Genomic DNA, 21,407 nt, shown 5'->3' with positions numbered 1-21,407 from the left:
CCGCCCGCCGTGGCACTCCTTTCGCACCCCGGCGGGCCGCTGGGCCGGGCCTGCCACAGTTCTCGCGGACGCGCGGGTCCGGCCCGAAAGCCCGGTCCCCGGGGCGTCCGTGTCGTGGCGCGCCGGGACGGCACCCGCTCCCCGGCCCGGCTGCCGGCAGCTCCGCCACCGGTTCTCTGCGCGGTGCACCGGCTTCGGGGGAGAGGACGTCACGCCGGATCCTGCGGTCCCCGCCCCGACAGCACCTCACCGTACGCCTGCATCAGATCCGGCAGCCGCAGCGTGGCCAGGTCGTCCCGGGACAGCGGTCCCGCGTAGCCGGACAGCCGCAGATCGCGGTAGGCGCAGCTCTTCTCGTACAGGGTGCGCAGGAACCGCCCGTTGCCCAGCTCGTCGATCCATCCCTGGTCGACGACGTGACCGGCGATCGAGAGCAGTTCCTCCAGCGCCTCGTCGTCCCACTGGTCGCCGTTGTCCGCGGCGAGCACCTTGCCGATCTCGGCCAGTTCCAGGGGCCGGTAGGAGGGGAAGTCGACGCGGGTGGTGAAACGGGAGGACAACCCGGGGTTCGCGGCGAGGAGGCGGTCCATGCCCTCGGGGTAGCCGGCCAGTATCACCACGAGGTGGTCGCGGTTGTCCTCCGCCCGCTTCAGCAGCACCTGGAGGGCCTCGTCGCCGTAGGCATCGCCCTTGCCGTAGCCGGAGTTGGACAGGGAGTAGGCCTCGTCGACGAACAGGACGCCCCCGAGCGCGGAGTCGATCAGTTCGTTGGCCTTCACGGCCGTCTGCCCGAGGTACTCGCCGACCAGGTCGGCGCGCTGCGCCTCCACGAGGTGGTCGCCGCCGAGGAGTCCGAGGGCGTAGAAGACCCGGCCGAGGATGCGGGCGACCGTGGTCTTGCCGGTGCCGGAGGGGCCGGAGAAGACGAAGTGGCGTTTGGGCGGCTGGACCGGAAGTCCTTGCCCGGCCCGCAGGCGGGCCATGTTCAACTGCGCCGACAGGGCCTTGACCTGACGTTTCACCGGCTCCAGGCCCACCATGCGCTCCAGCTCGGCGAGAGCTTCCTCGAGTAAGCCCGGGTCGGTGGGCCCCGCGGGCAACGACACCGGTGGCACGGCGGTCTTCTCGCGCACCGCCGGGTCGACCGCCGACGGCAGCGGGCCGCTCGGCGGTTCGGGAGCGGACACCTTCAGATCGCGGCCCTCGGTGCCGAAGAGCGGATCGAGCCCGTCGGTGCCGTCCAGCAGGTCCCCGCCCGTGCCGGTGAACGTGAGTCCCGTGAGGTCGGCCGGGTCGTCGTAGCCGTCGCCCTCGGCGATGGCCGCGAGCCGGGCCGCGGTGTCCATGAAGGCGGGATCGACGCGGTGCACCGCCCGGTACAGGGGCAGGGCGGCCGCGGAGCGACCCGTGCCCTCCAGCGCACGGGCGAGCCAGTACCGCAGCTCCTTGCGCTGCGGCTGCTCGCTGCGGCACCGCATCAGCGCGGCCGACAGCAGGGGTTCGGCCTGCCCGTACATCTCCAGACGCACCCGTGCCATCCCCCCGAACAGCCCGGCCTCGATACCGAGCAGCGGATCGTCGAGCAGCGGGTCGGTGTGCCGTACCAGTTGGTCCCAGTCCTTGACCAGGTAGGCGCGGCAGGCGTGCAGGAAGCGGACCTGCTGGTCGGTGTCGACCGGGGGGAGCCCGGCGAGGGCCCGGTCCAGCTCCGGGACGTGGCGGCCGTCGAGCCAGTGCGAGGCGTGGGCCAGCAGCAGGTCCCGGGGGCTCTCCAGCACGGGCTGCACCCACCAGCCCAGCCAGTACCAGGAGTTGAGGGCGCGGCGGTGCCGGGCGCGCTGCTCGCCGAAGCGGTCGCGGTGGCGGTACATCCGCAGCAGCGCGGTCGTGGTGTCGACGCGCAGCGCGTGCAGTCCGAGCCAGCCGTCGGCCATCCGGGGATCGATCCGGACCGCCGCCCGGAACTCCTCCTCGGCCTGCGGATAGGCGCCCATCGTGTAGGCGTCCACGCCTCGCAGCCAGGCGAGCTCGGCGGGGGCCTCGGGGCCCTGCGTGCCGAAGTCCATCACGTCCCCCACAAACCGTGCCCCCGTCGGTGTGCCGGCCCGCTGCCGCCGGGTCGGCTGCGTTCGTCGAACCGCTGTGCCGCGGACCGGAGTTGCAAGGTGCGCGCAGCCGTCCGTAGGCCGCACCCAGGGCATCGTACCTGCGCGGCTGCCGCCCGACTAAGGGTGCCGCACGGGCCGTTCCACGAGGTGGGAGCGAACGGGGCGCACACCGGTCGGTGACCGAGGGTGAGCGGGTGGAGCCGCGCGGCGCACGAGGAGGGGGCGGGAGGGTGTGCAGGCAGAACGAAGCCCCCGATCACGGGGGAACAACCGGGGGCTTCGCGTCGATGGGCGGCTTTCGTTGCCGCACATCGAGAACGTAAGTCGGGTACGGCTCCCCGGTCAAGCAGAGTCGGAAGGCTCTCGGAACTTCCCGCGCAAGCGGTTTCACCGTTTCACCACACAGCAGGCGGTCCGTCACCGTGTGTGAGATCCCGTCCCTCCGCGGCCGGACCCGGCAGTATGTCGTACCCCTGTGCCACCTGCCGCACCAGAAGATCCGCGTAGGGTCGCGAGGGATCCTCGGTGAAGTGTCGCCGCTCGGCGCGGACCCATGCGGCCCAGAACTCCCGCTGCTCCGCCCCGTCCCGCTCCCGCCCGCGTGCCCACGCCTGCGTGGGCGGCATCTCCATCCACAGCAGATGTGCGAGGTGCGGGCGCACTGCGCGGCGGCCGGCGCCGACGCCCTCGACCAGGATCACGGGGGCGGGGGGGAGCGGGAGGGGGGCGGTGAAGCGGCGCTCATGCCAGTCGTAGGGGGTGTAGTGGGCCGTCCTGGCGTGAGCGAGCGGCTCGATCACCTGCTCCCGCAGCCGCTCCGTCCACGCGAACAGCTCGTCGTGGCAGGCGATGTCGTCGAGACGGAGGACCGGTGCGCCGCCGAGCGCCCGGGCCAGTCGCGCGGCGAACGTCGACTTGCCGGACCCGGCGTGCCCGTCGACGCCCACCAGCCGGACCGGTCCCAGGGACGGGGGCAGGCTGTGCAACAGGGTGGCGAGGCGTTCGATGGTCGTTCCCCCGGGTGTGCTCGGGTGGGTGCGCCGGAGAGTCTACGGCGCGCCGCGCCCGACGGTCGAAGATCACCCGATTCGGGTCGATGTGCAGGTCACGCAAGTGGTTCAGACCAATATTGGTGCCTGTGGCATACGCCGAAGTGCTGGCAGGACGGGACGTGGCCCGCCATAGTTGGCGCACGCACCCGTACGTGACCGCCCACTGGACGCCCGACCCGGACACCTGGGGGTTTCCCGCCCATGAGCAGAGCCGAACAGCCGTCCCGCAGAACCGTCCTGACCGCGGCGGTCGCCGCCGCCGCGGTGGCCGGCGGAGCGGGCCCGGCGACGGCCGGCACCCTGACCGCCGCCGAGGGCTGCGCCCCGGACCCGGCCCGCCAGGTCGACCACCACACCTGGACCACGTACACCGACTGGCGTGCCGGCATCGCCGACGGCACCCGCGCCGTCGCCGGTGCACGGCCCGGCGTCGAGATCGGCACGGCCGCCGGCACCCTCGACCACACCGACCCGCACACCGGGCGGACGGCCACCTGGGAGTACGCCACCTGGACCTCGCCCGTCCACCGGTTGACCGTGCCGGCCACCGAGGCCATCGCCTCCTGGAACGCGCACACCCCGGCCGGCACCTGGATCCAGGTCGAGCTCCAGGGGTCCTACTCGGACGGCACCGCCACGCCCTGGTACGTGATGGCCCGCTGGGCGGCCGGGGACGGGGACATCCGGCGGACCTCCCTCGACGGCCAGGGCGACGGCAGGAGCACCGTCTGGACGGACACCCTCGCCGTCGACGACTCCGCCTCCGGGCTGCGCCTGGCCTCCTGCCGGCTGCGCCTGACCCTGTACCGCCGGCCGGGGCAGGACACCACCCCGACCGTGTGGCGGCTGTTCCTCATGGGCTCGGACGTCCCCGACCGGTTCACGGTCCCCGCCTCCACCCCCGGTCTCGCCCGCGAACTGGGCGTCCCGCGCTACTCCCAGGAGATCCACAAGGGCCAGTACCCCGAGTACGACAACGGCGGCGAAGCCTGGTGCAGCCCCACCTCCTCACAGATGATCATCGAGTACTGGGGTGGCCGGCTCACCGAGGAGCAGTTGTCCTGGGTCGACCCGGCCTTCGCCGACCCCGAGGTCTGCCACGCCGCCCGCCAGACCTACGACCACCAGTACGCCGGCTGCGGCAACTGGCCGTTCAACGCCGCCTACGCGGCCACCTTCGACGGGCTTCAGGGAGTGGTCACCCGGCTCGGCTCGCTCACGGACCTGGAGACACTGATCGCGGCCGGCATTCCGGCCATCACGTCCCAGTCGTTCCTCGAGGAGGAGCTGACCGGCGCCGGATACGGCACCTCCGGCCATCTGATGACGGTGATCGGCTTCACCGCGGACGGCGACGTGATCGCCAACGATCCCGCCTCGCCGAGCGACGAGGCGGTGCGGCGCGTCTACCGGCGCCGCGAGTTCGAGAACATCTGGCTGAGGACGAAGAGGTACGACGCGAAGGGGCGGGTCAGAAGCGGAACGGGCGGCGTCTGCTACCTGTACTTCCCGGCGCGCCCGACCCCGAGCCAACGCATGGCGCTCGCCGCGGTGGGCGTGTGCTGAAGCGGTCCGGGACGGCCCCCGGGGATCGTCCGGGGGCCGTGGGACCGCGACCGGCCTCTCCGACAGGACCGTCTCGCCGGTGGCAGGGGGACACGTCGGCGGGGCAGAGCCGGGCACGCCGGGCACGACCACCTCGGGCAGACGCGGTGAGCGCACACCGGGAGACACCCCTCCGCGTCCCACCGGCGGCCCCCACGACGACGGCCCGGCACTCCTCGAACACGCCGTGGGGCGGGTCCCGGCGGCCGTGACGGCCGTGCCCGTGACCCGGCTGCGGCTGCTGTGATCCCGGACGGCGGACTGCTGTGACCTGAGGCATATGCGACCTGCCATACTGCGGATGTCCCGCCGCCCGTAGGAACCCAGGGTCGAAATTGAATATCAGCCGTCAGCGCGATGTCGCTGCACTTCCCCGGCCGCTCCCAGCAGGGGGAACCCCCATCCGGGCACGCGGCACCGAGCGCTCGCTGGCACGCCGGGCCGAACTCCTCGCAATCGGGCGGAGGCTGTTCGCCGACACGTCGTACGACGCGCTCTCCATGGACGACATCGCCCGCCAGGCCCGTGTCGCCAAGGGACTGATCTACTACTACTTCCAGTCCAAGAGGGGTTACTACCTGGCCATCATCCAGGAATCCGTGGCCGACCTGGTGTCGTTCGCGGCGAGCGGCCTCGAACTGGCCCGGGTGGACCGGGCCCACCGCACCGTCGACAGCTATCTGCGCTACGCCGAGTCCAACCAGGCCGCCTACCGCACGATCGTCAGCGGCGGTGTCGGCTTCGACGCCGAGGTGCACGCGATCCGGGACTCGGTGCGCGAGGCGATCGTCGCTACCATCGCCGAGGCCGCCTACGGCCGCAGCGACGTCGCCCCGGCCGCCCGCATGGGTCTGCTCGCCTGGCTGTGCGGCGTCGAGGGAGCCACCCTGGACTGGATCGACCGCCCCGAACTCTCCCGCGACTCCATGCGCGAGCTGCTGGTGAGAATGCTCGGTGGCACTCTGCGCGCCATCGAGGAACTCGACCCCGCCTACCCCGCGCCGGAGCCGGCCCGCCGCGACCTGTAGGGAAGGCCGCCCGCCCCCGCCCCCTCGTCCGAGCCGCACCACGGGGCGTCCTCACACCGCGGCCGTCGACCGGCGGCCTTCCGCGACCGGGTCCGACGCCGAACGCGGCCATGGGCTCTGGCGCTCCCGGTTGTCGAGGGCACCCAGCTGATCACGCGGACGGTCCTCGCCCGTCGCCGTGTGGCCCCGCAGCCCGCTGAACTGCCCCGGCCGCACCTGCGGCGCCGCCAGCCGCACCCACTCGGGGTCGTGACGGCCCGGCAGGGTGCGGCCGCGGTCGGCCCAGGTCCGCATCATCTCGCGGTAGATGGGCGGGTCGGGAAGTCGCGGAGGCGTCGGCGGAACCGATTTTGCGGGCACCGGGACGAAGAGGAACCGCTGACGCCCGGTCGCCGAAGAGGTGGCGGTCATACCGGGCCAACGCGGAACCGGGCAGGCAGGTCACCGCCGCTGCGATTCGGCCGTGAGTTCGCGGGCTCCCCGTGGTGCGCCGGCGGCCACGGTGGAACTGATGCAGCGCCAATCAACGTTCTCGGGGGCGTGGTTCGCATCGGGCGCGGAGCGTGCGCCGGTGCCGGTCCCCTCCTGCGCCGGCGCAGGGCCCGCTCCGTGCGGTTCGCGTCCCCGTCCCGTACCGGGTGCCGCGGCTCCTGTCCGACCCCTCGCCGGGCCCGCACCACGGCGTGCCGCCGTGCCGCGGTGCGGGTCGTACGCGGGAGTGGGGAGAGGGCCGCTCAGGCGGCGTCGCGGCGCATCTCGGGTACGCGCATCGGGCGTGAGCCCGGGCCACCCACGTGGGAGAAGGGCTGCGTCCGCCAGTCGAGCCCCCGAGGCAGCGTCAGCAGCAGGGCGGTGTCCTGCTCCTGGGGCTCGAAGCTCTCGTCGGCGGGCCGGGCGTCCGACGCGCGGCGGCCGGTCCCGGCGCACACCGTGAGCCCGAACGGGTTCCACGGCGAGGCGCACAGCGCGTGCTCCGGCAGGACCTCCTCGTCCGCCAGCAGCGCGATGGGCTGGGCGCAGTCCGGGCAGATCACCCGGTACATCTCGAAGGTGTCGTAGGCGTCGGTGTCGTCGTCCCCGTCGTAGGCGTCGGGTTCGACGCCCTCCGGCTCGGGCTCGACGGCCGGCTGCTGCCGCTTGGACACGGAACGACCTGGGCGCTTAAGACTCTGCATGGGATTCTCCCCCTTGTGCTGGGCCGTGAAGGCGCTGCGGCCTCGACCACAGCAAGCACTTCCCGCCCCGTCTCCGCGGTAATCACGAGACCATTACGGAGCCGCCGCAGAGGATGTGGTGTTGGTCACATGCCGGGTGCAGGTGCCCGGCGACCCCCGGTTCGCCCCGGCCCGCCGGGTGCCGCCCTCCCGCACCACATCACGAACCGGGTGTGACCGGGGCTGCACAGGTATCCGAGGAGATCAGCGGCACTGTAGGTTCTTGCGCCATGGAGGAGCTGGACCGTCAGATCGTGCAGCTGCTCGTCAAGGACGGGCGGATGAGCTACACAGACCTGGGCAAGGCCACGGGCCTGTCCACGTCGGCCGTGCACCAGAGAGTGCGCCGGCTGGAGCAGCGCGGCGTCATCCGCGGGTACGCCGCCGTCGTCGACCCGGAAGCCGTCGGGCTGCCCCTGACCGCCTTCATCTCGGTCAAGCCCTTCGACCCGAGCGCCCCCGACGACATCGCCGACCGCCTGGGCGGTGTGCCCGAGATCGAGGCGTGCCACAGCGTCGCGGGCGACGAGAACTACATCCTGAAGGTTCGCGTGGCCACGCCGCACGAACTGGAGGAGCTGCTGGCGCGGGTCCGGTCGCTGGCCGGCGTGTCGACCCGGACCACGGTGGTGCTGTCGACCCCCTACGAGGCACGGCCGCCGCGCATCTGACCCCGCCTGCGGACGCCGGGCGCCCCGGCCCGGCAGGGGGCGGTGCGCGGCCGCCGCGGAGGTGGGAGGTCCGCGCAGCCGCCACCCGCTCCGCCCGGGCCGCTGTGCGCCCGCCGCAGAGGTCGGACGGCCGGTTGACGCCGAGCGACGGCCGCCGGCCGGTGCGCTCCCGGAGGTCGCCGGGGCGGTGCCGGTCCCGCCTGTCTCCGGCCTCGTGCGCCCGTGGCCGCCCCGTGCGCGCCGACCTGGGTGCGGAACGCATTCCGTCAGGCGCGAGACTGGTGCCCATGAGTGAGAGTGCCGCCCAGCCGAAGACCGTCCTCCTGCGCCGCGGAGAGGTCCACAGCCCCGCCGACCCGTTCGCGACGGCCATGGTCGTCGAGCGCGGCCAGGTGGCCTGGGTCGGCTCCGAGGGCGCGGCCGACGCCTTCGCCGACGGCGTCGACGAGGTGGTGGACCTGGACGGCGCCCTTGTCACCCCCGCCTTCACGGACGCTCACGTCCACACCACCGCCACCGGCCTCGCGCTGACCGGCCTGGATCTGTCCGCCGCCCCGACCCTGGAGGCCGCCCTCGCCGCCGTCCGGGACTTCGCCGCCGCCCGCCCGCGGGACCGGGTGCTGCTCGGTCACGGCTGGGACGCCTCCCGCTGGCCCGGGGGGCGCCCGCCGACCCGGGCCGAACTGGACGAGGCGACCGCGGGGCGCCCCCTGTACCTGTCCCGCATCGACGTGCACTCGGCGGTCGTCACCACCGCCCTGCTGGACCTGGCGCCGGGCCTCGACGCGGCGGATCGTCCGGCCGACGGCCCGGTCACCGCCGACGCCCACCACGCCGTCCGCGCCGCCGCCCTCGCCGCCGTGACGCCGCAGCAGCGCACCGAGGCCCAGCGCGCCGCCCTCGCGCATGCCGCCTCCCTCGGCATCGGCACGGTCCACGAGTGCGGCGGCCCCGAGATCTCCTCCGAGGACGACTTCACCGGACTGCTGGCCCTGGCCGTCGAGGACCCGGGCCCTCGGGTGGTCGGCTACTGGGCGGAGCAGAACGTCGGCAGGGCGCGGGAGCTCGGCGCGGTCGGAGCCGCCGGCGACCTCTTCGCCGACGGTGCCCTCGGATCCCACACCGCCTGCCTGCGCGAGCCGTACGCCGACGCCGCCCACACCGGCACCGCCCACCTGGGCGCCGGCGCCGTCGCCGCGCACGTCGTGGCCTGCACCGAGGCCGGACTCCAGGCCGGCTTCCACGCCATCGGCGACGCCGCCGTGGAAGCCGTCGTCGAGGGGATGCGGGCCGCCGCCGAGAAGACCGGCCTCGCCCGCGTCCGCGCCGCCCGGCACCGTGTGGAGCACGCCGAGATGCTCACCCCCGAGACCGTCGCCGCCTTCGCCGAGCTCGGTCTGACCGCCTCGGTCCAGCCCGCCTTCGACGCGCTGTGGGGCGGCGAGGAGGGCATGTACGCCCAGCGCCTGGGCGTACGGCGGGCCCGCACCCTCAACCCGTTCGCCGCGCTGCTGCGCGCCGGTGTCCCGCTCGCCTTCGGGTCCGACAGCCCCGTCACCCCGCTGGACCCGTGGGGCACGGTCCGGGCGGCCGCCTTCCACCGCACCCCCGAGCACCGCATCTCCGTCCGTGCCGCCTTCACGGCCCATACGCGCGGCGGCTGGCGGGCGGTCGGACGCGACGATGCGGGCGTCCTGGTGCCGGGCGCCCCCGCGGACTACGCCGTGTGGCGCACGGGAGAGCTGGTCGTGCAGGCCCCCGACGACCGGGTGGCCCGCTGGTCCACCGACCCCCGCTCCGGCACCCCCGGCCTGCCCGACCTGGCGCCGGGCCGGGACCTGCCCGTCTGTCTGCGCACGGTGGTCGGCGGACGGACGGTGCACGTACGTCCGGGCGAGTGATCCGGCGGGTCGGCAGAGTGCCCCACGGGTGGCGGGGCCGCGTCGCGCGACCTGCGCCTCCACCCGCCTGACCAGCGGCGCACGGGTCGAAGCGCAGGTGGAACGGCTGTTGACAGAGCACGGTCCGGGGCCGGTAGGTTCGGCCCGTCCACCACCGGACGCCCGACCGGAGAACGTCCGCCCACTCACCGAGCGCCGCTGGGTCAGGGAGCCAGGCTCAGCGCCCGCGCCGGTGAGGGAACGCTCCGACCGGTCGGGAAGGTGTGACCCGGGTGGGGCCCGGGCGCTCAGTAGACAACGGCCTTCGGGCGGTCCGCAGCCAGCGGGTCCCGGGCCGGCCCGAAGGGCGCCGGGCCCCCATCCGCAGCGCGGCCCGCCGACGGCCCGCCGCCGGTTCCGTCCGGCCCGGTACATACAAGCCCAAAAGCGCACACCTACCCCGCTCTTGTGGATTCGACACCACCATACGAGCGTCCTGTCACGTCATCGCAGGCCGAGGCCACTATGGTGGACCTCTGCGTACGGACATGAAGGGGCAGCAGTGAACGACGGCGACGGGACCCTCGCGGCGAAGGCCCAGGGGAGGCAGTTCGGTCCGCTCGGCACGGCATTGGTGATCATCCCGACCTACAACGAGGCGGAGAACATCAAGGCCGTCGTCGGCCGGGTGCGGAAGGCGGTCCCCGACGCGCACGTCCTCGTGGCCGACGACAACAGCCCGGACGGCACCGGCAAGCTCGCGGACGAACTGGCCGCCGACGACGACCAGGTGCACGTCCTGCACCGCAGAGGCAAGGAGGGCCTGGGTGCCGCCTACCTCGCGGGCTTCCGCTGGGGCATGGAGCACGACTACGGCGTCCTCGTCGAGATGGACGCCGACGGCTCCCACCAGCCCGAGGAACTGCCCCGCCTGCTGACCGCGCTCAAGGGCGCGGACCTGGTGCTCGGCTCCCGCTGGGTACCCGGCGGCCGGGTGGTGAACTGGCCCAAGTCCCGCGAGTTCATCTCCCGCGGCGGCAGCCTCTACTCCCGCCTCGCGCTCGACCTGCCGCTGCGCGACATCACCGGCGGCTTCCGCGCCTTCCGCGCCGAGACCCTCCGGGGGCTGGGGCTCGACGACGTCGCCTCCCAGGGCTACTGCTTCCAGGTCGACCTGGCGCGCCGTGCCGTCAAGGCCGGTTACCACGTCGTCGAGGTCCCCATCACCTTCGTCGAGCGCGAACTGGGCGACTCCAAGATGAGCCGCGACATCCTCGTGGAGGCGCTGTGGCGGGTCACGGCGTGGGGCGTGGGGGAGCGGGTCGAGAAGATCACCGGCAAGGCGAAGCCGGCGTCGCCGGAGCCGCACAGCAAGGGCTGATCACCCGCTTGTCGCCCATTGAGTCGGGTCCGGGCACACTGGATGCATGACGACTGGCGCTTCGACTCCTCCCGGCCCCGCGGCCCGGCCCCGCCGCTCCCGGCTGCGCACCTTCCTGCCGCTCGGCATCGCCGTGTGGGTGGTGCTGGAGATCTGGCTGCTGACCCTGGTCGCGGGCGCGACGAGCGGGCTGACGGTGTTCTTCCTGCTGCTCGCCGGCCTGGTCCTCGGCACCGTGGTGGTGAAGCGGGCCGGGCGGCGCGCCTTCCAGAGCCTCAACGCGGCGTTCCAGAGCGGTGGCTCGCCGGTGGGCAGCAGCGGCAACGGTTTCATGATGCTCGGCGGCCTGCTGCTGATGGTGCCGGGCCTCGTCTCGGACGCGGTCGGCCTGCTCCTGCTGGTTCCGCCGGTCCAGAAGGCGCTGGGACGGCGGGCCGAGCGCACTTTCGACCGCCGGCTGCGGGCCGCGGCCCCCGGCAGCTTCGGCGGCGCCTTCCAGCAGGCGCGCATCCACCGCCCGGACGGCAAGGTCGTCCAGGGTGAGGTCGTCCGGCACGACGAGGAGCCGGACGACGCCCCGCAGGAGCCCCGGCCGCCGCTGACGCGTTGACCTTCTTCCGGCATGCCGGTGCCGCCCCGCGCGCTGCTCCGCGCACACCGACCCCCCGCGGGGGACGGCGCGACGACGCGTGCACGCCACCGTCCGACGGACTTCCCGCTGGGTCCGGCGCGGTGCCCGCCCCCGCCTGCCGGTGACCCCTCGCCCCGGGGACCGGGGGGTGACCGCACGGGGCAGCCGACGCACCGGTGGGGGCGGGTGCGGTGATCCGCGCGCGGACCGCGGTGACCCGGCCCTCCACTGTCGTCGACCGCGGCCCCGCCCCCGGCGGCCGGAGCGGTGGATCAGGGCATGCCGAAGCACAGAGGACCGCGGGTGCCGTACGTGAAGCATGTACGGCACCCGCGGTCCTCTGCGTGGTGCTGTGACCCGTCCGAGCCGTGTCGGGACTAGGCGCTCTTGCGGCTGTCGCGGGGATGGACCGCGAGGTTCATCGCCCCCGAGCGGAGAACCGCAAGCCGCTCCTCGAGGACCTCTTCGAGTTCCTCGCGGGTGCGCCGCTCCATCAACATGTCCCAGTGCGTACGCGCGGGCTTGCCCTTCTTCTCCTCGGGCCCGTCGCCGTCCACGAGGAGTGCCTGGGCTCCACAGACCTTGCACTCCCACTCCGGCGGGATCTCCGCCTCGACCGAGAAGGGCATCTCGAACCGGTGCCCCTTCTCGCATGCGTACTCCACGGCCTGGCGCGGGGCCAGGTCGATGCCGCGGTCCGTCTCGTAGCTGGTCACCACGAGGCGCGTGCCGCGAAGAGCTCGCTCACTCATGAATCGTGCCTCCCGGGCTTGTCGCCCACAGGACAGGTGTCGCTGTCGTCGTCATCCGGTCAACGTCCGGTCGGCGGTAAAGATTCCCGTTCCGATGTCCCGTTCCGGGTCATGCGTCGCCGTCGTAGCCGCAGCCTTGTCAACCAGTCCGTACCCACCGGCGCCCGGTTTGTCACGTCTGCTAGTGGATGTCACCCAGCGCCTCGTCATCTTTGACGCGCAGTAACGGTACGCCTGGCAGGCCAAACGCGTACACTACCGCCCTTTCGTCCGGAGCGCTAAATCCTCTCGGGAACCGGATTCCCCGCGTCGCCGATCGCACGCCGTACCGGGACACGTGCGAGCAGCACGAACCCGATCACGAAGAACGCCACCAGGGAGATGATCGCGTCCCGGTAGCTCCCGGTCAGCTGGTAGGTGAGCCCGAACAGCAGCGGGCCCAGCCAGCTCATGCCGCGGTCGCTCATCTCGTACGCGGAGAAGTACTCGGCCTCCTTGCCCGGCGGCACGAGGTGGGAGAAGAGCGAGCGGGACAGAGCCTGGCTGCCGCCCAGCACGAGCCCGATACCGGCCGCGAGCACGAAGAACCAGACCGGCACCCCGGCCGGCAGGAAGTACCCGGCGCCGAGCGTGACCGTCCAGGCCACCAGCGAGCCGAGGATCGTCCGCTTCGCGCCGTACGTGCGCGCCAGCCGGCCCATCGCCAGCGCCCCCGCCACCGCCAGCACCTGCACCAGCAGCACCGCGGCGATGAGGGTCGACTGGCCGAGGCCCAGCTCCTCCGAGCCGTACACCGAGGCCTGCGAGATCACCGTCTGGATGCCGTCGTTGTAGATCAGGTAGGCCAGCAGGAAGGCCAGCGTGAGCGGGTGGCGGCGCATGTCACGCACGGTCGCGGCCAGCTGCCGCATCCCCGGCAGGGCGCCCTCCCGCGCCGGGACCCGCCGGTCGCGCAGCCGGCTCAGCGGCACCAGTGCGAAGGCGCCCCACCACAAACCCGCCGAGGCCAGGCAGATGCGGACGGCTGCGGTCTCCGAGACCCCGAAGCTGTCGTGGCCCAGGTACAGGGCCAGGTTCACCACGAGCATCAGCGAGCCCGCCGCGTACCCGAAGGCCCAGCCGCGGGAGGAGACCGCGTCGCGTTCCTCGGGCGGGGCGATCTGCGGCAGGTAGGAGTTGTACAGCATCATCGCCACCGACTGGGCGGCGTTCGCCACCACCAGCAGCACACCGCCCAGCAAGTAGCGGTCGCCGCCGAGGAAGAACATGCCCGTGGTCGCCGCGGCGCCGGTGTACGCGGCGGCGCCCAGCAGCGGCTTCTTGCGCCCGCTGCGGTCGGCGGCGGCGCCCACCAGGGGCATCACCAGAACGGCGACGATCACGGACAGGGACACCGAGTAGGCGAAGAACGACCCCGCGCGCACCGGGATGCCCAGCGGGTGGACGTACCCGTCCGCGTCCGCGGCCGACTTCGCGATCGAGGTCAGATAAGGACCCAGGAACACGGTGAGCACGCTCGTCGAGTAGACGGAGCACGCCCAGTCGTAGAAGTACCAGCCGCGCTGCTCGCGCCGCCGGTCCGCGGCCTCGCCGGCCGTCGTTGTCCGCACGGTCTCGGTGTCCACCCGTGCCCTCGCTTCCCCGCCGAAGATGTCCGTGGCAAGGGTGGCGGGGCGCCGCCCGGGCGGTCAGGCCCAGACGCCGCGCTCCTGCATGACCTCGCGCAACGTGTCGATGTGATCGGTCATGATGCCATCGACCCCCAGGTCCAGGAGCCGGTGCATCCGATCGGATTCGTTGACGGTCCACACGTGCACCTGCAGCCCGTGCGCGTGCGCCGCCCGGACGAACCGCGCGTCGACCACCGGGACGCCGGACTGCGTCTCGGGCACCTGCGCGGCCACCGCCGAGCGGCGCGGAGCCACGGGCAGTCCCCAGGAGCGCAGCCGCAGGCCGAGCACGCCCCGGGTGCCGTACGACGTGGCCAGGCGGGGACCGGCGAGCCGCTGGGCGCGCACCACGCGCGCTTCGGAGAACGAGCCGACGCAGATCCGGTCCCAGGCGTTCGCACGGGCGAGAAGGTCCAGGAAGGGACGCAGCGTCGACTCGGCCTTGAGGTCGACGTTCCAGCGCACCTCGGGGAAGGTCTCCAGCAGTTCCTCGAAGAGCGGCACCGGCTCCCGGCCCGCCACGCGCGCCTGCCGCACGTCCGCCCACGGCAGATCGGCGATCCGCCCGGCGCCGTCCGTCACCCGGTCCAGCGTCGCGTCGTGGAAGGCGACCAGCCTGCCGTCGCGGGTGACGTGCACGTCGGTCTCGATGTAGCGGTAGCCCGCCTCGACCGCCCGCCGGAACTGCGCCGCGGTGTTCTCCAGGCCGTCCGCCGTCCCGCCGCGGTGGGCGAAGGGGATGGGGCCGGGATGGTCGAGGTAGGGATGGCGTATCAGGGTGGTCACCGACGCAGTATCGCTCCCCGGGGTGTCCCGGTGGCAACGATCGTGCTGCCGCCCGATGCCGGCGGGACGGCGAACAGCCGCAGGAACACCTGGGCGAGCGGGCCGATCGCCACGGCGTACAGCAGGGTGCCCATGCCGATGGTGCCGCCCAGGGCGAAGCCGGTGACCACGACCGCCACCTCCACCGTCGTGCGCATCAGGCGGATCGAGCGGCCGGTGCACCGGTGCAGCCCCGTCATCAGCCCGTCGCGGGGGCCCGGACCGAACCGGGCGGCGATGTACAGGCCGGTGGCCACGCCGTTCAGCAGGATGCCGGCCAGCAGGAGGGGGATCCGCACGGCGAGGCCGTGGACCCCGGGGACGAGCGCGAGGGTGCCGTCCATGGCCAGGCCGACGGCGAAGACGTTGGCGACGGTGCCGAGGCCGGGGCGCTGGCGCAGCGGGATCCACAGCAGCAGCACCGCCGCGCCCACGATGATGGACACCACGCCGATGGTCAGGCCGCTGAGCTCCGCGAGGCCCTGGTGGAGGACGTTCCACGGCTCCAGCCCGAGGTTCGCGCGGACCAGGAGAGCGGAGCTGGCGCCGTACAGCGCCAGGCCGAGGAAGAGCTGGACCAGGCGCCGAGCGGCGCGGTCCGGACGTTCTGGCATGGACAAAGGTGCCCCCGGATGGTGGTGGTGGCCTGACGCATGTCACTCTGTGGCTTGGAAAGAGACGCCATCCATGGCCAATTCGGGGAAGGTGGACTGGTAATCATGGCGCAGTGGACCTCTGCAGTGGGTGCCTCGCAGCTCGCCCGGCTGCTCACGTCCCAGCAGGACCGGCCCGCGGGCCCCGGCACGCGCCGCCCGCCCGCCTACCGCGCCCTCGCCGACGGCATCCGGCTGCTCGTGCTCGAAGGGCGCGTCCCCGTGGCCGCCCGGCTGCCCGCCGAGCGCGAGCTCGCGCTGGCCCTGTCCGTCAGCCGCACCACGGTGGCCGCCGCATACGAGGCGCTGCGCGCGGAGGGCTTCCTGGAGTCCCGGCGCGGCGCCGGCAGCTGGACGGCCGTACCGGCGGGGAACCCCCTCCCGGCCCGCGGTCTGGAGCCGCTGCCCCCTGAGGCCCTGGGCTCGGTGATCGACCTGGGCTGCGCCGCCCTGCCCGCGCCCGAGCCCTGGCTCACCCGTGCCGTGCAGGGCGCCCTGGAGGAGCTCCCCCCGTACGCCCACACGCACGGCGACTACCCGGCCGGTCTGCCGGCGCTGCGGGAGATGATCGCCGAGCGCTACACCGCGCGCGGGATTCCCACCATGCCCGAGCAGATCATGGTCACCACGGGGGCGATGGGCGCCATCGACGCCATCTGCCACCTGTTCGGGGGGCGCGGGGAGCGGATCGCCGTGGAGTCCCCGTCGTACGCCAACATCCTCCAGCTCATGCGGGAGGCCGGGGCGCGGCTGGTGCCCGTCGCGATGGCCGAGGGCCTCACCGGATGGGACCTGGACCGGTGGCGCCAGGTGCTGCGGGACGCGGCGCCGCGGATCGCCTACGTGGTCGCCGACTTCCACAACCCCACCGGCGCCCTCGCCGACGAGGACCAGCGCCGGGGGCTGGTGGAGGCGGCCCGCTCGGCCGGGACCGTGCTGGTCGCGGACGAGACGATGAGCGAGCTGTGGCTCGACGAGGACGTCTCGGTGCCGCGGCCCGTCTGCGGCTTCGACCCCGCCGGTTCCACGGTGATCACCGTCGGCTCGGCCAGCAAGGCCTTCTGGGCGGGCATGCGCATCGGCTGGGTGCGTGCCGCCCCCGACGTGATCCGCAGTCTGGTGTCCGCCCGCGCCTACGCCGACCTGGGCACGCCGGTGCTGGAGCAGCTGGCGGTGAACTGGCTCTTCAGCAGCGGCGGCTGGGAGCAGGCCGTGGAACTGCGGCGCGCCCAGGCCCGGGAGAACCGGGACGCCCTCGTCGCCGCGGTCCGGCGCGAGCTGCCGACGTGGGAGTTCGACGTGCCCGGCGGCGGCCTCACGCTGTGGGTGCGCGCCGGGGGGCTGTCCGGCTCGCGCCTGGCGGAGGCCGGGGAGAGGGTGGGGGTCCGGGTCCCGTCCGGTCCTCGCTTCGGAGTGGACGGCGCCTTCGAGGGGTATGTGCGGCTGCCGTTCACCGTGGGCGGCGCGGTGGCGGAGGAGGCGGCGGTCCGCCTCGCGGCGGCGGCCCGGCTGGTGGAGAGCGGGGGCACGGCGGGCACGGGGGCACCGCGGACGTTCGTGGCGTGAGCCGGGGCCTCGCACGCGCGGGAGCCGCCGGGGGCGTGGGTCACGCCCGGCGGCTCCCGCGATCCGTGCCTACGACGTCTCCGCGACGGCTGCCTCGGTGGGGACCGGTACCGTCTCGCCGTCCGCCGGCGTCGTCCTCGGCGGCAGCAGCTCCAGCACGGCCTGCCGGTGTGCGTCGCTGGTGGCGTCGTCGTACGGGTCCGGGGTGGCCGGGACCTGGAGCCGATGCACGGGCCCGCCTCCCAGGCGCGCGTACCCGCGTCCCGGCGGCACCTGCGCGACCGGTGTGGTGTGCGGGCGCGCACCCAGCACCGCCTCCAGCTGTTCGCCCGTCGCCGGCCCGAGGACGACCCGCGCTCGGGTGTGCTGCCGGACCGCGTCGCTCAGCGCGTCGGCGCTGTCGAACTGCTCGGCCACGACCACGGTGACGCCGGCGGCCCGGCCGTGCCGCAGCGGCACCTGGAGCAGGGACTGCGGGTCCTTGCGGCTGTCGGTGGCGGCCAGATGGGAGAAGGTGCTCGGGCGGTCCACGAGGATCCACAGCGGTCGCCTGGTGTCCTCCGGCGCAAGCAGGCCCTCCTGGCGGGCCTGGTTGGCGGTGATCAGTCGGCGCTCCACCTCCGTGGCCGCCCACTCCAGACTGGCCAGCGCCCCCGACAGCCCGCACTCGACGGCCAGGACGCCGTCCCGGCCGGCCAGGCAGGCGTACTCGCCGGTGCCGCCGCCCTCGACGACGAGGACGTCGCCGTACTGCAGGGCCTGGAGCGCGACGGAGCGCAGCAGAGTCGAGGTGCCGCTGCCCGGCTGCCCCATGACCAGCAGGTGCGGCTCGGTGGAGCGGATCCCGGTGCGCCAGACCACTGGCGGGACGTCGCGCTGCTCCTCGCCGTAGCCGAGGGGGAGGGTGCGCTGCACCTGGAGCGGATCGGTGAAGCCGAGGACCGTCTCGCCCGGCGCGGTGACGAAGCGCTGGGCGGCGATGTCGGTGGGCAGTGGGGGCAGCACCGTGACGGTGAGCTCGTTGCCCTCCTCGTCCCAGGCGAAGTGGTACTCCCGGCCGCGGCCCGATTTCGCGGTGAGCAGCTGCTCGATGCGTGTGCGGGCCTCCGGTTCCCCGTCGGGGAAGTACGCGGGGTAGCGGATCAGGAGCTGGGTGACGCGCCCCGTCGCGTCGAACTCGTACGAGGGGAACGCCTTCTCCCACTCGCCGCCGTGGCCGTACAGGGGTGCGGGGTCCTCGGCCGAGGAGAAGGAGGGGACGAGTGCCTCGTACAGCGACTTCAGGCGCTGCGTCTGGGACTCGTCGGGTCCCTCGGGGGCGGGCGGGGTGCGGTCCCGGCCGTGCCAGGCTGCCGCCGCCATCAGGGTGATGACGGCGAGCAGCGGTCCGTACGGCGCCAGTGCCACGACCAGGACCACGGACGCCACCAGGAACAGGAGCGGTCCGCGCTTGTCCTTGGGCGTCTCGGTCCACCTGCGCCGCCCGGCCGAGGCCAGCCGGCGCAGTCCGCGGGTGATCGCGATCAGTGGATGGAGGACGTCGGTGGCGCTGTCGGTCGCCGTCCGGGCCAGCTCCCGGCTCCGGGCGATCTGCGTGCTGCCTGTGCTCAGGATGCGGGGGAGGGGGCGCCGGGCCACTGCAGTCTCCTCACGGTGCGTACGGGCGAAGGGGGCGGCGTCAGAACTTGATGCCGCCGAGAAGGCTGGCCAGGCTCTCGCCGCCGGCCTTGATGCTGGGCGCGATGGCCGTGCTGGCGAGGTAGAAGCCGAACAGGGCCGTGATCAGGGCGTGCGACGCCTTGAGCCCGTCCTTGCGGAAGAAGATGAACACGACGATGCCGAGCAGGACGACGCCTGAGATGGACAGGATCATTGGGGCTCTCCTGGTGTTCGGTGGGGACAGTCACCATGAGTACTTCCAGGATCACAGCATGTATCCATACGATAAAAGGTGCAAACGGGGGAAATTCTTACCCTTTCCCTCGTTCGGTGGAGGCTCTGCTGGGCCGCCTGAGCAGCGAAATTGCGTCGAACGGGTTTTGCGGTGATCTTTGCCGCGGACTGGTCCGGCCATGTGTCCGCGGAGCCAGTACCCTGGCGATTCACCTGAACGGCGCATATGAGAGGCGGTCCGGCCGATGAGCGAAGCCCCCGACCCGGAGGTCGTGGAGCTGGCGACCAAGATCTTCGATCTGGCCCGGCAGGGGCAGACCGAGGCGCTCGTGGCCTACGTCGACGCGGGCGTTCCGGCCGACCTCACCAATGACCGGGGCGACTCCCTGGTCATGCTCGCCGCCTACCACGGCCATGCGGACGCCGTCCGCGCGCTGCTGGCCCGTGGTGCCGCGGCCGACCGGGCCAACGACCGCGGCCAGACGCCCCTCGCGGGCGCCGTCTTCAAGGGGGGACAAGAGGTGATCGAGGCTCTGCTGGAGGCCGGCGCCGATCCCCGTGCGGGGACCCCCTCGGCCGTCGACACGGCGCGCATGTTCGCCAAGGCGGACCTGCTCGAACTGTTCGGCGCCGACTGAGGCGACCGCGCCGCGACGCCGCGGCGCACAGGATCCGACCAGGTAGGACAGCAGGACGGGGGAGGCGGAACGGGGCCGCCGGAAATTTCGGTCGCGGTAGGCGGAACCGCCGAGTCATCATGACGTCGTGATTCACGGACACGATGGCTGGGCAGGTGTTGCCGCACCGCGTGGACCGTGATCGGTCCGCATGGGCCACCGACGAGAGGCAGAGGAAGATGGTCTACAGCAAGCAAGAGACGGCGGGCGCTCCGACGTGTTGTCGCGCGACCAGGTAGTGCGTGTTCTCCGGTTGCGTCGACGCTTGATGTGAGGCTGTTTCCCATGTTCGATCCGGTCATAGCGCCCAGCGGTACCCTGCTCGGCCTCCTGCAGAGGGGGCGCGGTGACGGTACGCTCCACGCGCTCACCGCCCCGCGTTCCGAGGCCCTGGCGGCCCTCAACCACTGCGTGCTGCGCGATCCCCGCGACGACTGGCAGGTGGAGAACCGCTCCCTGTACTACGCCCGGCTCTTCCTCGACCTCAGCGGCGAACTGGACGAGATCGAGGCGTACCTCTTCGACGTCGACGACGTGTTCGACACCGACGAGTCACGCACCGGCCTCGCCCTGGCCGTGCTGGGTCACCTCGCCTCCTACGGCAGGCGGGACGCCCTCGACCTGCTGCGCAGGTACGCCGCCTCCGGCTCCAACTGGGCCTGGGCCCTGGACGAGCTCGCCCTGCGCGACGACGACGCGGGACTGCGCGCCCTGGCCGCTCCCGTCCTGGCCCGCTTCGCCACCGACGCCGAGGGCGAGGCCGAACTGGCCGTCGCCGTCCGCGACGCCTTCGAGCCGAGACCGTGGCGGCTGTGGGCCGAGGACCCGCGCGAGTACATCTCCGCCCGCGTGCGCGCCGCCCACGAGACCGGCTGCTTCGACCGCTGGCAGCGGCAGATGCGGCCCACCGGCCCGCGCCCGGGATGGAGCGTGAGCGCGGTCTTCGAGTGGGCCCAGCAGGGCCTCGAACGCGGCGCCGCGCTGCACGTGCCCGCCGCCCGCTGCCTGACGGCCGTCGCCGGCCCCGAGGACCGTCCCGAGATCCTCCGGGCGGCCAGGGACGGCATCGACGGCGCCCGCTGTACCGCGTTGCGCTTCCTCGCCGACAGCAACGACCCCGAGGCGCTGGACCTGATCGAGGGGGCCGCCGCCGACGGGTCGCCCGCCGTCGTGGACGCCGCCGTCGACGCCTTCGAACGCATGCGCAGCGTCGCCGCCGTGGACCGCGCGCGCGCCTGGGCCGGCCGGCCCGACCCGCTCGGCGCCGCCGCCAGCCGCGTCCTCGCCTGCCGCGGCGGAAGCCGCGACCGCGACCTCGTCCTCGCCGCCCTGCGCGAGGCGGTGCGCGGCGAGGGCTGCGACGCACCGACCCTGTGGACCCTCGTCGACGGCGCCGGACGCCTCGGCATCGTCTGCGCCGCACCCGTGCTGCGGCACGTCTACCGCGAGACCGCCTCCTCCCATCTGCGCGGACGCTGCGCCAGCGCCCTCGCCGCCACCGACCCTTCCTTCCCCGCCGGGTTCGCCGTCGAGTGCCTGTGGGACTGCGAGGAGTCCACCCGCGAACTCGCCGCCCGGCACGCGGAGACCGGCGACGCCCGCGTCGTGGAACGACTGCGCCGCCTCGCCGCCGACCCCGCGGAGGAGGCCGAGGTGCAGACGGCCGTACGCAGCCGGATCGGTCCGGACCCGGCCACCATGTGATCCGGACCCCGCGCCACGGACGTCCGCCGGGCCGTTCCGGCCCGCGGGTGAACCTGCGGTGGCCGGCCGGGCGTGCGCGCATGGCCGCGGTCCGACG

20 protein-coding genes are annotated in these 21,407 nt (G+C 73.4%); 10 read left to right on the top strand and 10 right to left on the bottom strand.

Annotated features, from left to right (window positions below):
* Positions 1 to 209: 209 nt before the first annotated feature.
* Positions 210 to 2,066 carry an AAA family ATPase gene (locus tag JS756_RS26985; protein WP_205385822.1) on the bottom strand — a complete coding sequence of 619 codons (1,857 nt, stop codon included), beginning with the start codon at positions 2,064 to 2,066 and terminating at the stop codon, positions 210 to 212.
* A gap of 437 nt (positions 2,067 to 2,503) precedes the next feature.
* On the bottom strand, positions 2,504 to 3,094 hold the full coding sequence (locus JS756_RS26980; RefSeq protein WP_240204425.1) for a uridine kinase family protein: 591 nt from the start codon (positions 3,092 to 3,094) through the stop codon (positions 2,504 to 2,506).
* 267 nt (positions 3,095 to 3,361) lie between these two features.
* On the opposite strand from JS756_RS26980, the gene JS756_RS26975 reads away from it, so the two are divergent.
* The 3 genes from JS756_RS26975 (at position 3,362) to JS756_RS26965 (ending at position 5,793) form a co-directional block, all read left to right on the top strand.
* Positions 3,362 to 4,726 (top strand): C39 family peptidase, encoded by a 1,365-nt coding sequence (locus tag JS756_RS26975; RefSeq protein ID WP_205385821.1) that lies wholly within the window; start codon positions 3,362 to 3,364, stop codon positions 4,724 to 4,726.
* A 79-nt stretch (positions 4,727 to 4,805) separates the two neighbouring features.
* Positions 4,806 to 5,012, top strand: coding sequence for a hypothetical protein (locus tag JS756_RS26970; RefSeq protein WP_205385820.1), 207 nt, complete (start codon positions 4,806 to 4,808; stop codon positions 5,010 to 5,012).
* 88 nt (positions 5,013 to 5,100) lie between these two features.
* Entirely contained in the window at positions 5,101 to 5,793 is a 693-nt protein-coding gene (locus tag JS756_RS26965; RefSeq protein ID WP_438817347.1) for a TetR/AcrR family transcriptional regulator, read from the top strand.
* Between the two features lie 51 nt (positions 5,794 to 5,844).
* Here JS756_RS26965 and JS756_RS37040 read toward each other — a convergent pair whose 3' ends face one another.
* Positions 5,845 to 6,204 carry a hypothetical protein gene (locus JS756_RS37040; RefSeq protein ID WP_240204424.1) on the bottom strand — a complete coding sequence of 120 codons (360 nt, stop codon included), beginning with the start codon at positions 6,202 to 6,204 and terminating at the stop codon, positions 5,845 to 5,847.
* 323 nt (positions 6,205 to 6,527) lie between these two features.
* On the bottom strand, positions 6,528 to 6,968 hold the full coding sequence (locus JS756_RS26955) for a hypothetical protein (RefSeq protein ID WP_205385819.1): 441 nt from the start codon (positions 6,966 to 6,968) through the stop codon (positions 6,528 to 6,530).
* A gap of 269 nt (positions 6,969 to 7,237) precedes the next feature.
* Here JS756_RS26955 and JS756_RS26950 point away from each other — a divergent pair, with 269 nt between their 5' ends.
* The 4 genes from JS756_RS26950 (at position 7,238) to fxsA (ending at position 11,549) form a co-directional block, all read left to right on the top strand.
* The gene (locus JS756_RS26950; protein ID WP_205385818.1) at positions 7,238 to 7,678 is read left to right on the top strand and encodes an Lrp/AsnC family transcriptional regulator; all 441 of its coding nucleotides are present in this window, start codon (positions 7,238 to 7,240) and stop codon (positions 7,676 to 7,678) included.
* 287 nt (positions 7,679 to 7,965) lie between these two features.
* Positions 7,966 to 9,579 carry an amidohydrolase gene (locus tag JS756_RS26945; RefSeq protein ID WP_205385817.1) on the top strand — a complete coding sequence of 538 codons (1,614 nt, stop codon included), beginning with the start codon at positions 7,966 to 7,968 and terminating at the stop codon, positions 9,577 to 9,579.
* Positions 9,580 to 10,120: 541 nt separating this feature from the next.
* Positions 10,121 to 10,939: a polyprenol monophosphomannose synthase gene (locus JS756_RS26940; RefSeq protein ID WP_205385816.1), complete on the top strand. Its 819-nt coding sequence runs from the start codon at positions 10,121 to 10,123 to the stop codon at positions 10,937 to 10,939.
* A gap of 46 nt (positions 10,940 to 10,985) precedes the next feature.
* Positions 10,986 to 11,549 (top strand): FxsA family membrane protein, encoded by a 564-nt coding sequence (gene fxsA / locus JS756_RS26935; RefSeq protein WP_205385815.1) that lies wholly within the window; start codon positions 10,986 to 10,988, stop codon positions 11,547 to 11,549.
* A gap of 398 nt (positions 11,550 to 11,947) precedes the next feature.
* Here the strand turns inward: fxsA and JS756_RS26930 are convergent, their stop codons facing one another.
* The 4 genes from JS756_RS26930 to yczE all read right to left on the bottom strand — a co-directional run bounded on the left by JS756_RS26930 (position 11,948) and on the right by yczE (position 15,431).
* Complete coding sequence (locus JS756_RS26930) at positions 11,948 to 12,322, bottom strand: RNA polymerase-binding protein RbpA (protein WP_205385814.1); 375 nt, start codon at positions 12,320 to 12,322, stop codon at positions 11,948 to 11,950.
* Between the two features lie 278 nt (positions 12,323 to 12,600).
* Complete coding sequence (locus JS756_RS26925) at positions 12,601 to 13,947, bottom strand: MFS transporter (RefSeq protein ID WP_205385813.1); 1,347 nt, start codon at positions 13,945 to 13,947, stop codon at positions 12,601 to 12,603.
* A gap of 63 nt (positions 13,948 to 14,010) precedes the next feature.
* Entirely contained in the window at positions 14,011 to 14,778 is a 768-nt protein-coding gene (locus JS756_RS26920; RefSeq protein WP_205385812.1) for a glycerophosphodiester phosphodiesterase family protein, read from the bottom strand.
* Entirely contained in the window at positions 14,775 to 15,431 is a 657-nt protein-coding gene (gene yczE / locus JS756_RS26915; RefSeq protein ID WP_205385811.1) for a membrane protein YczE, read from the bottom strand. Before yczE ends, JS756_RS26920 begins: the two co-directional genes overlap by 4 nt.
* Positions 15,432 to 15,536: 105 nt before the next feature.
* Here yczE and JS756_RS26910 point away from each other — a divergent pair, with 105 nt between their 5' ends.
* A complete protein-coding gene (locus JS756_RS26910) occupies positions 15,537 to 17,036 on the top strand; it encodes an SCO1417 family PLP biosynthesis transcription factor (RefSeq protein WP_205385810.1) in 1,500 nt (499 codons plus the stop codon).
* A 69-nt stretch (positions 17,037 to 17,105) separates the two neighbouring features.
* On the opposite strand, the gene JS756_RS26905 is transcribed toward JS756_RS26910, so the two are convergent.
* On the bottom strand, positions 17,106 to 18,674 hold the full coding sequence (locus JS756_RS26905) for a hypothetical protein (protein ID WP_205385809.1): 1,569 nt from the start codon (positions 18,672 to 18,674) through the stop codon (positions 17,106 to 17,108).
* A gap of 40 nt (positions 18,675 to 18,714) precedes the next feature.
* Positions 18,715 to 18,909, bottom strand: coding sequence for a hypothetical protein (locus JS756_RS26900; protein WP_205385808.1), 195 nt, complete (start codon positions 18,907 to 18,909; stop codon positions 18,715 to 18,717).
* 265 nt (positions 18,910 to 19,174) lie between these two features.
* Here JS756_RS26900 and JS756_RS26895 point away from each other — a divergent pair, with 265 nt between their 5' ends.
* Both JS756_RS26895 and JS756_RS26890 read left to right on the top strand, forming a co-directional pair.
* Complete coding sequence (locus tag JS756_RS26895) at positions 19,175 to 19,567, top strand: ankyrin repeat domain-containing protein (protein ID WP_205385807.1); 393 nt, start codon at positions 19,175 to 19,177, stop codon at positions 19,565 to 19,567.
* Positions 19,568 to 19,891: 324 nt separating this feature from the next.
* Positions 19,892 to 21,310 (top strand): HEAT repeat domain-containing protein, encoded by a 1,419-nt coding sequence (locus JS756_RS26890; protein ID WP_205385806.1) that lies wholly within the window; start codon positions 19,892 to 19,894, stop codon positions 21,308 to 21,310.
* The last annotated feature ends 97 nt before the right edge of the window (positions 21,311 to 21,407 follow it).

The organism is Streptomyces actuosus, assembly GCF_016921115.1.
Lineage (GTDB): Bacteria > Actinomycetota > Actinomycetes > Streptomycetales > Streptomycetaceae > Streptomyces > Streptomyces actuosus_A.
The sequence above is the reverse complement of the archived record's forward strand: the minus strand, read 5'-3'. Positions and strand labels throughout refer to the sequence as shown.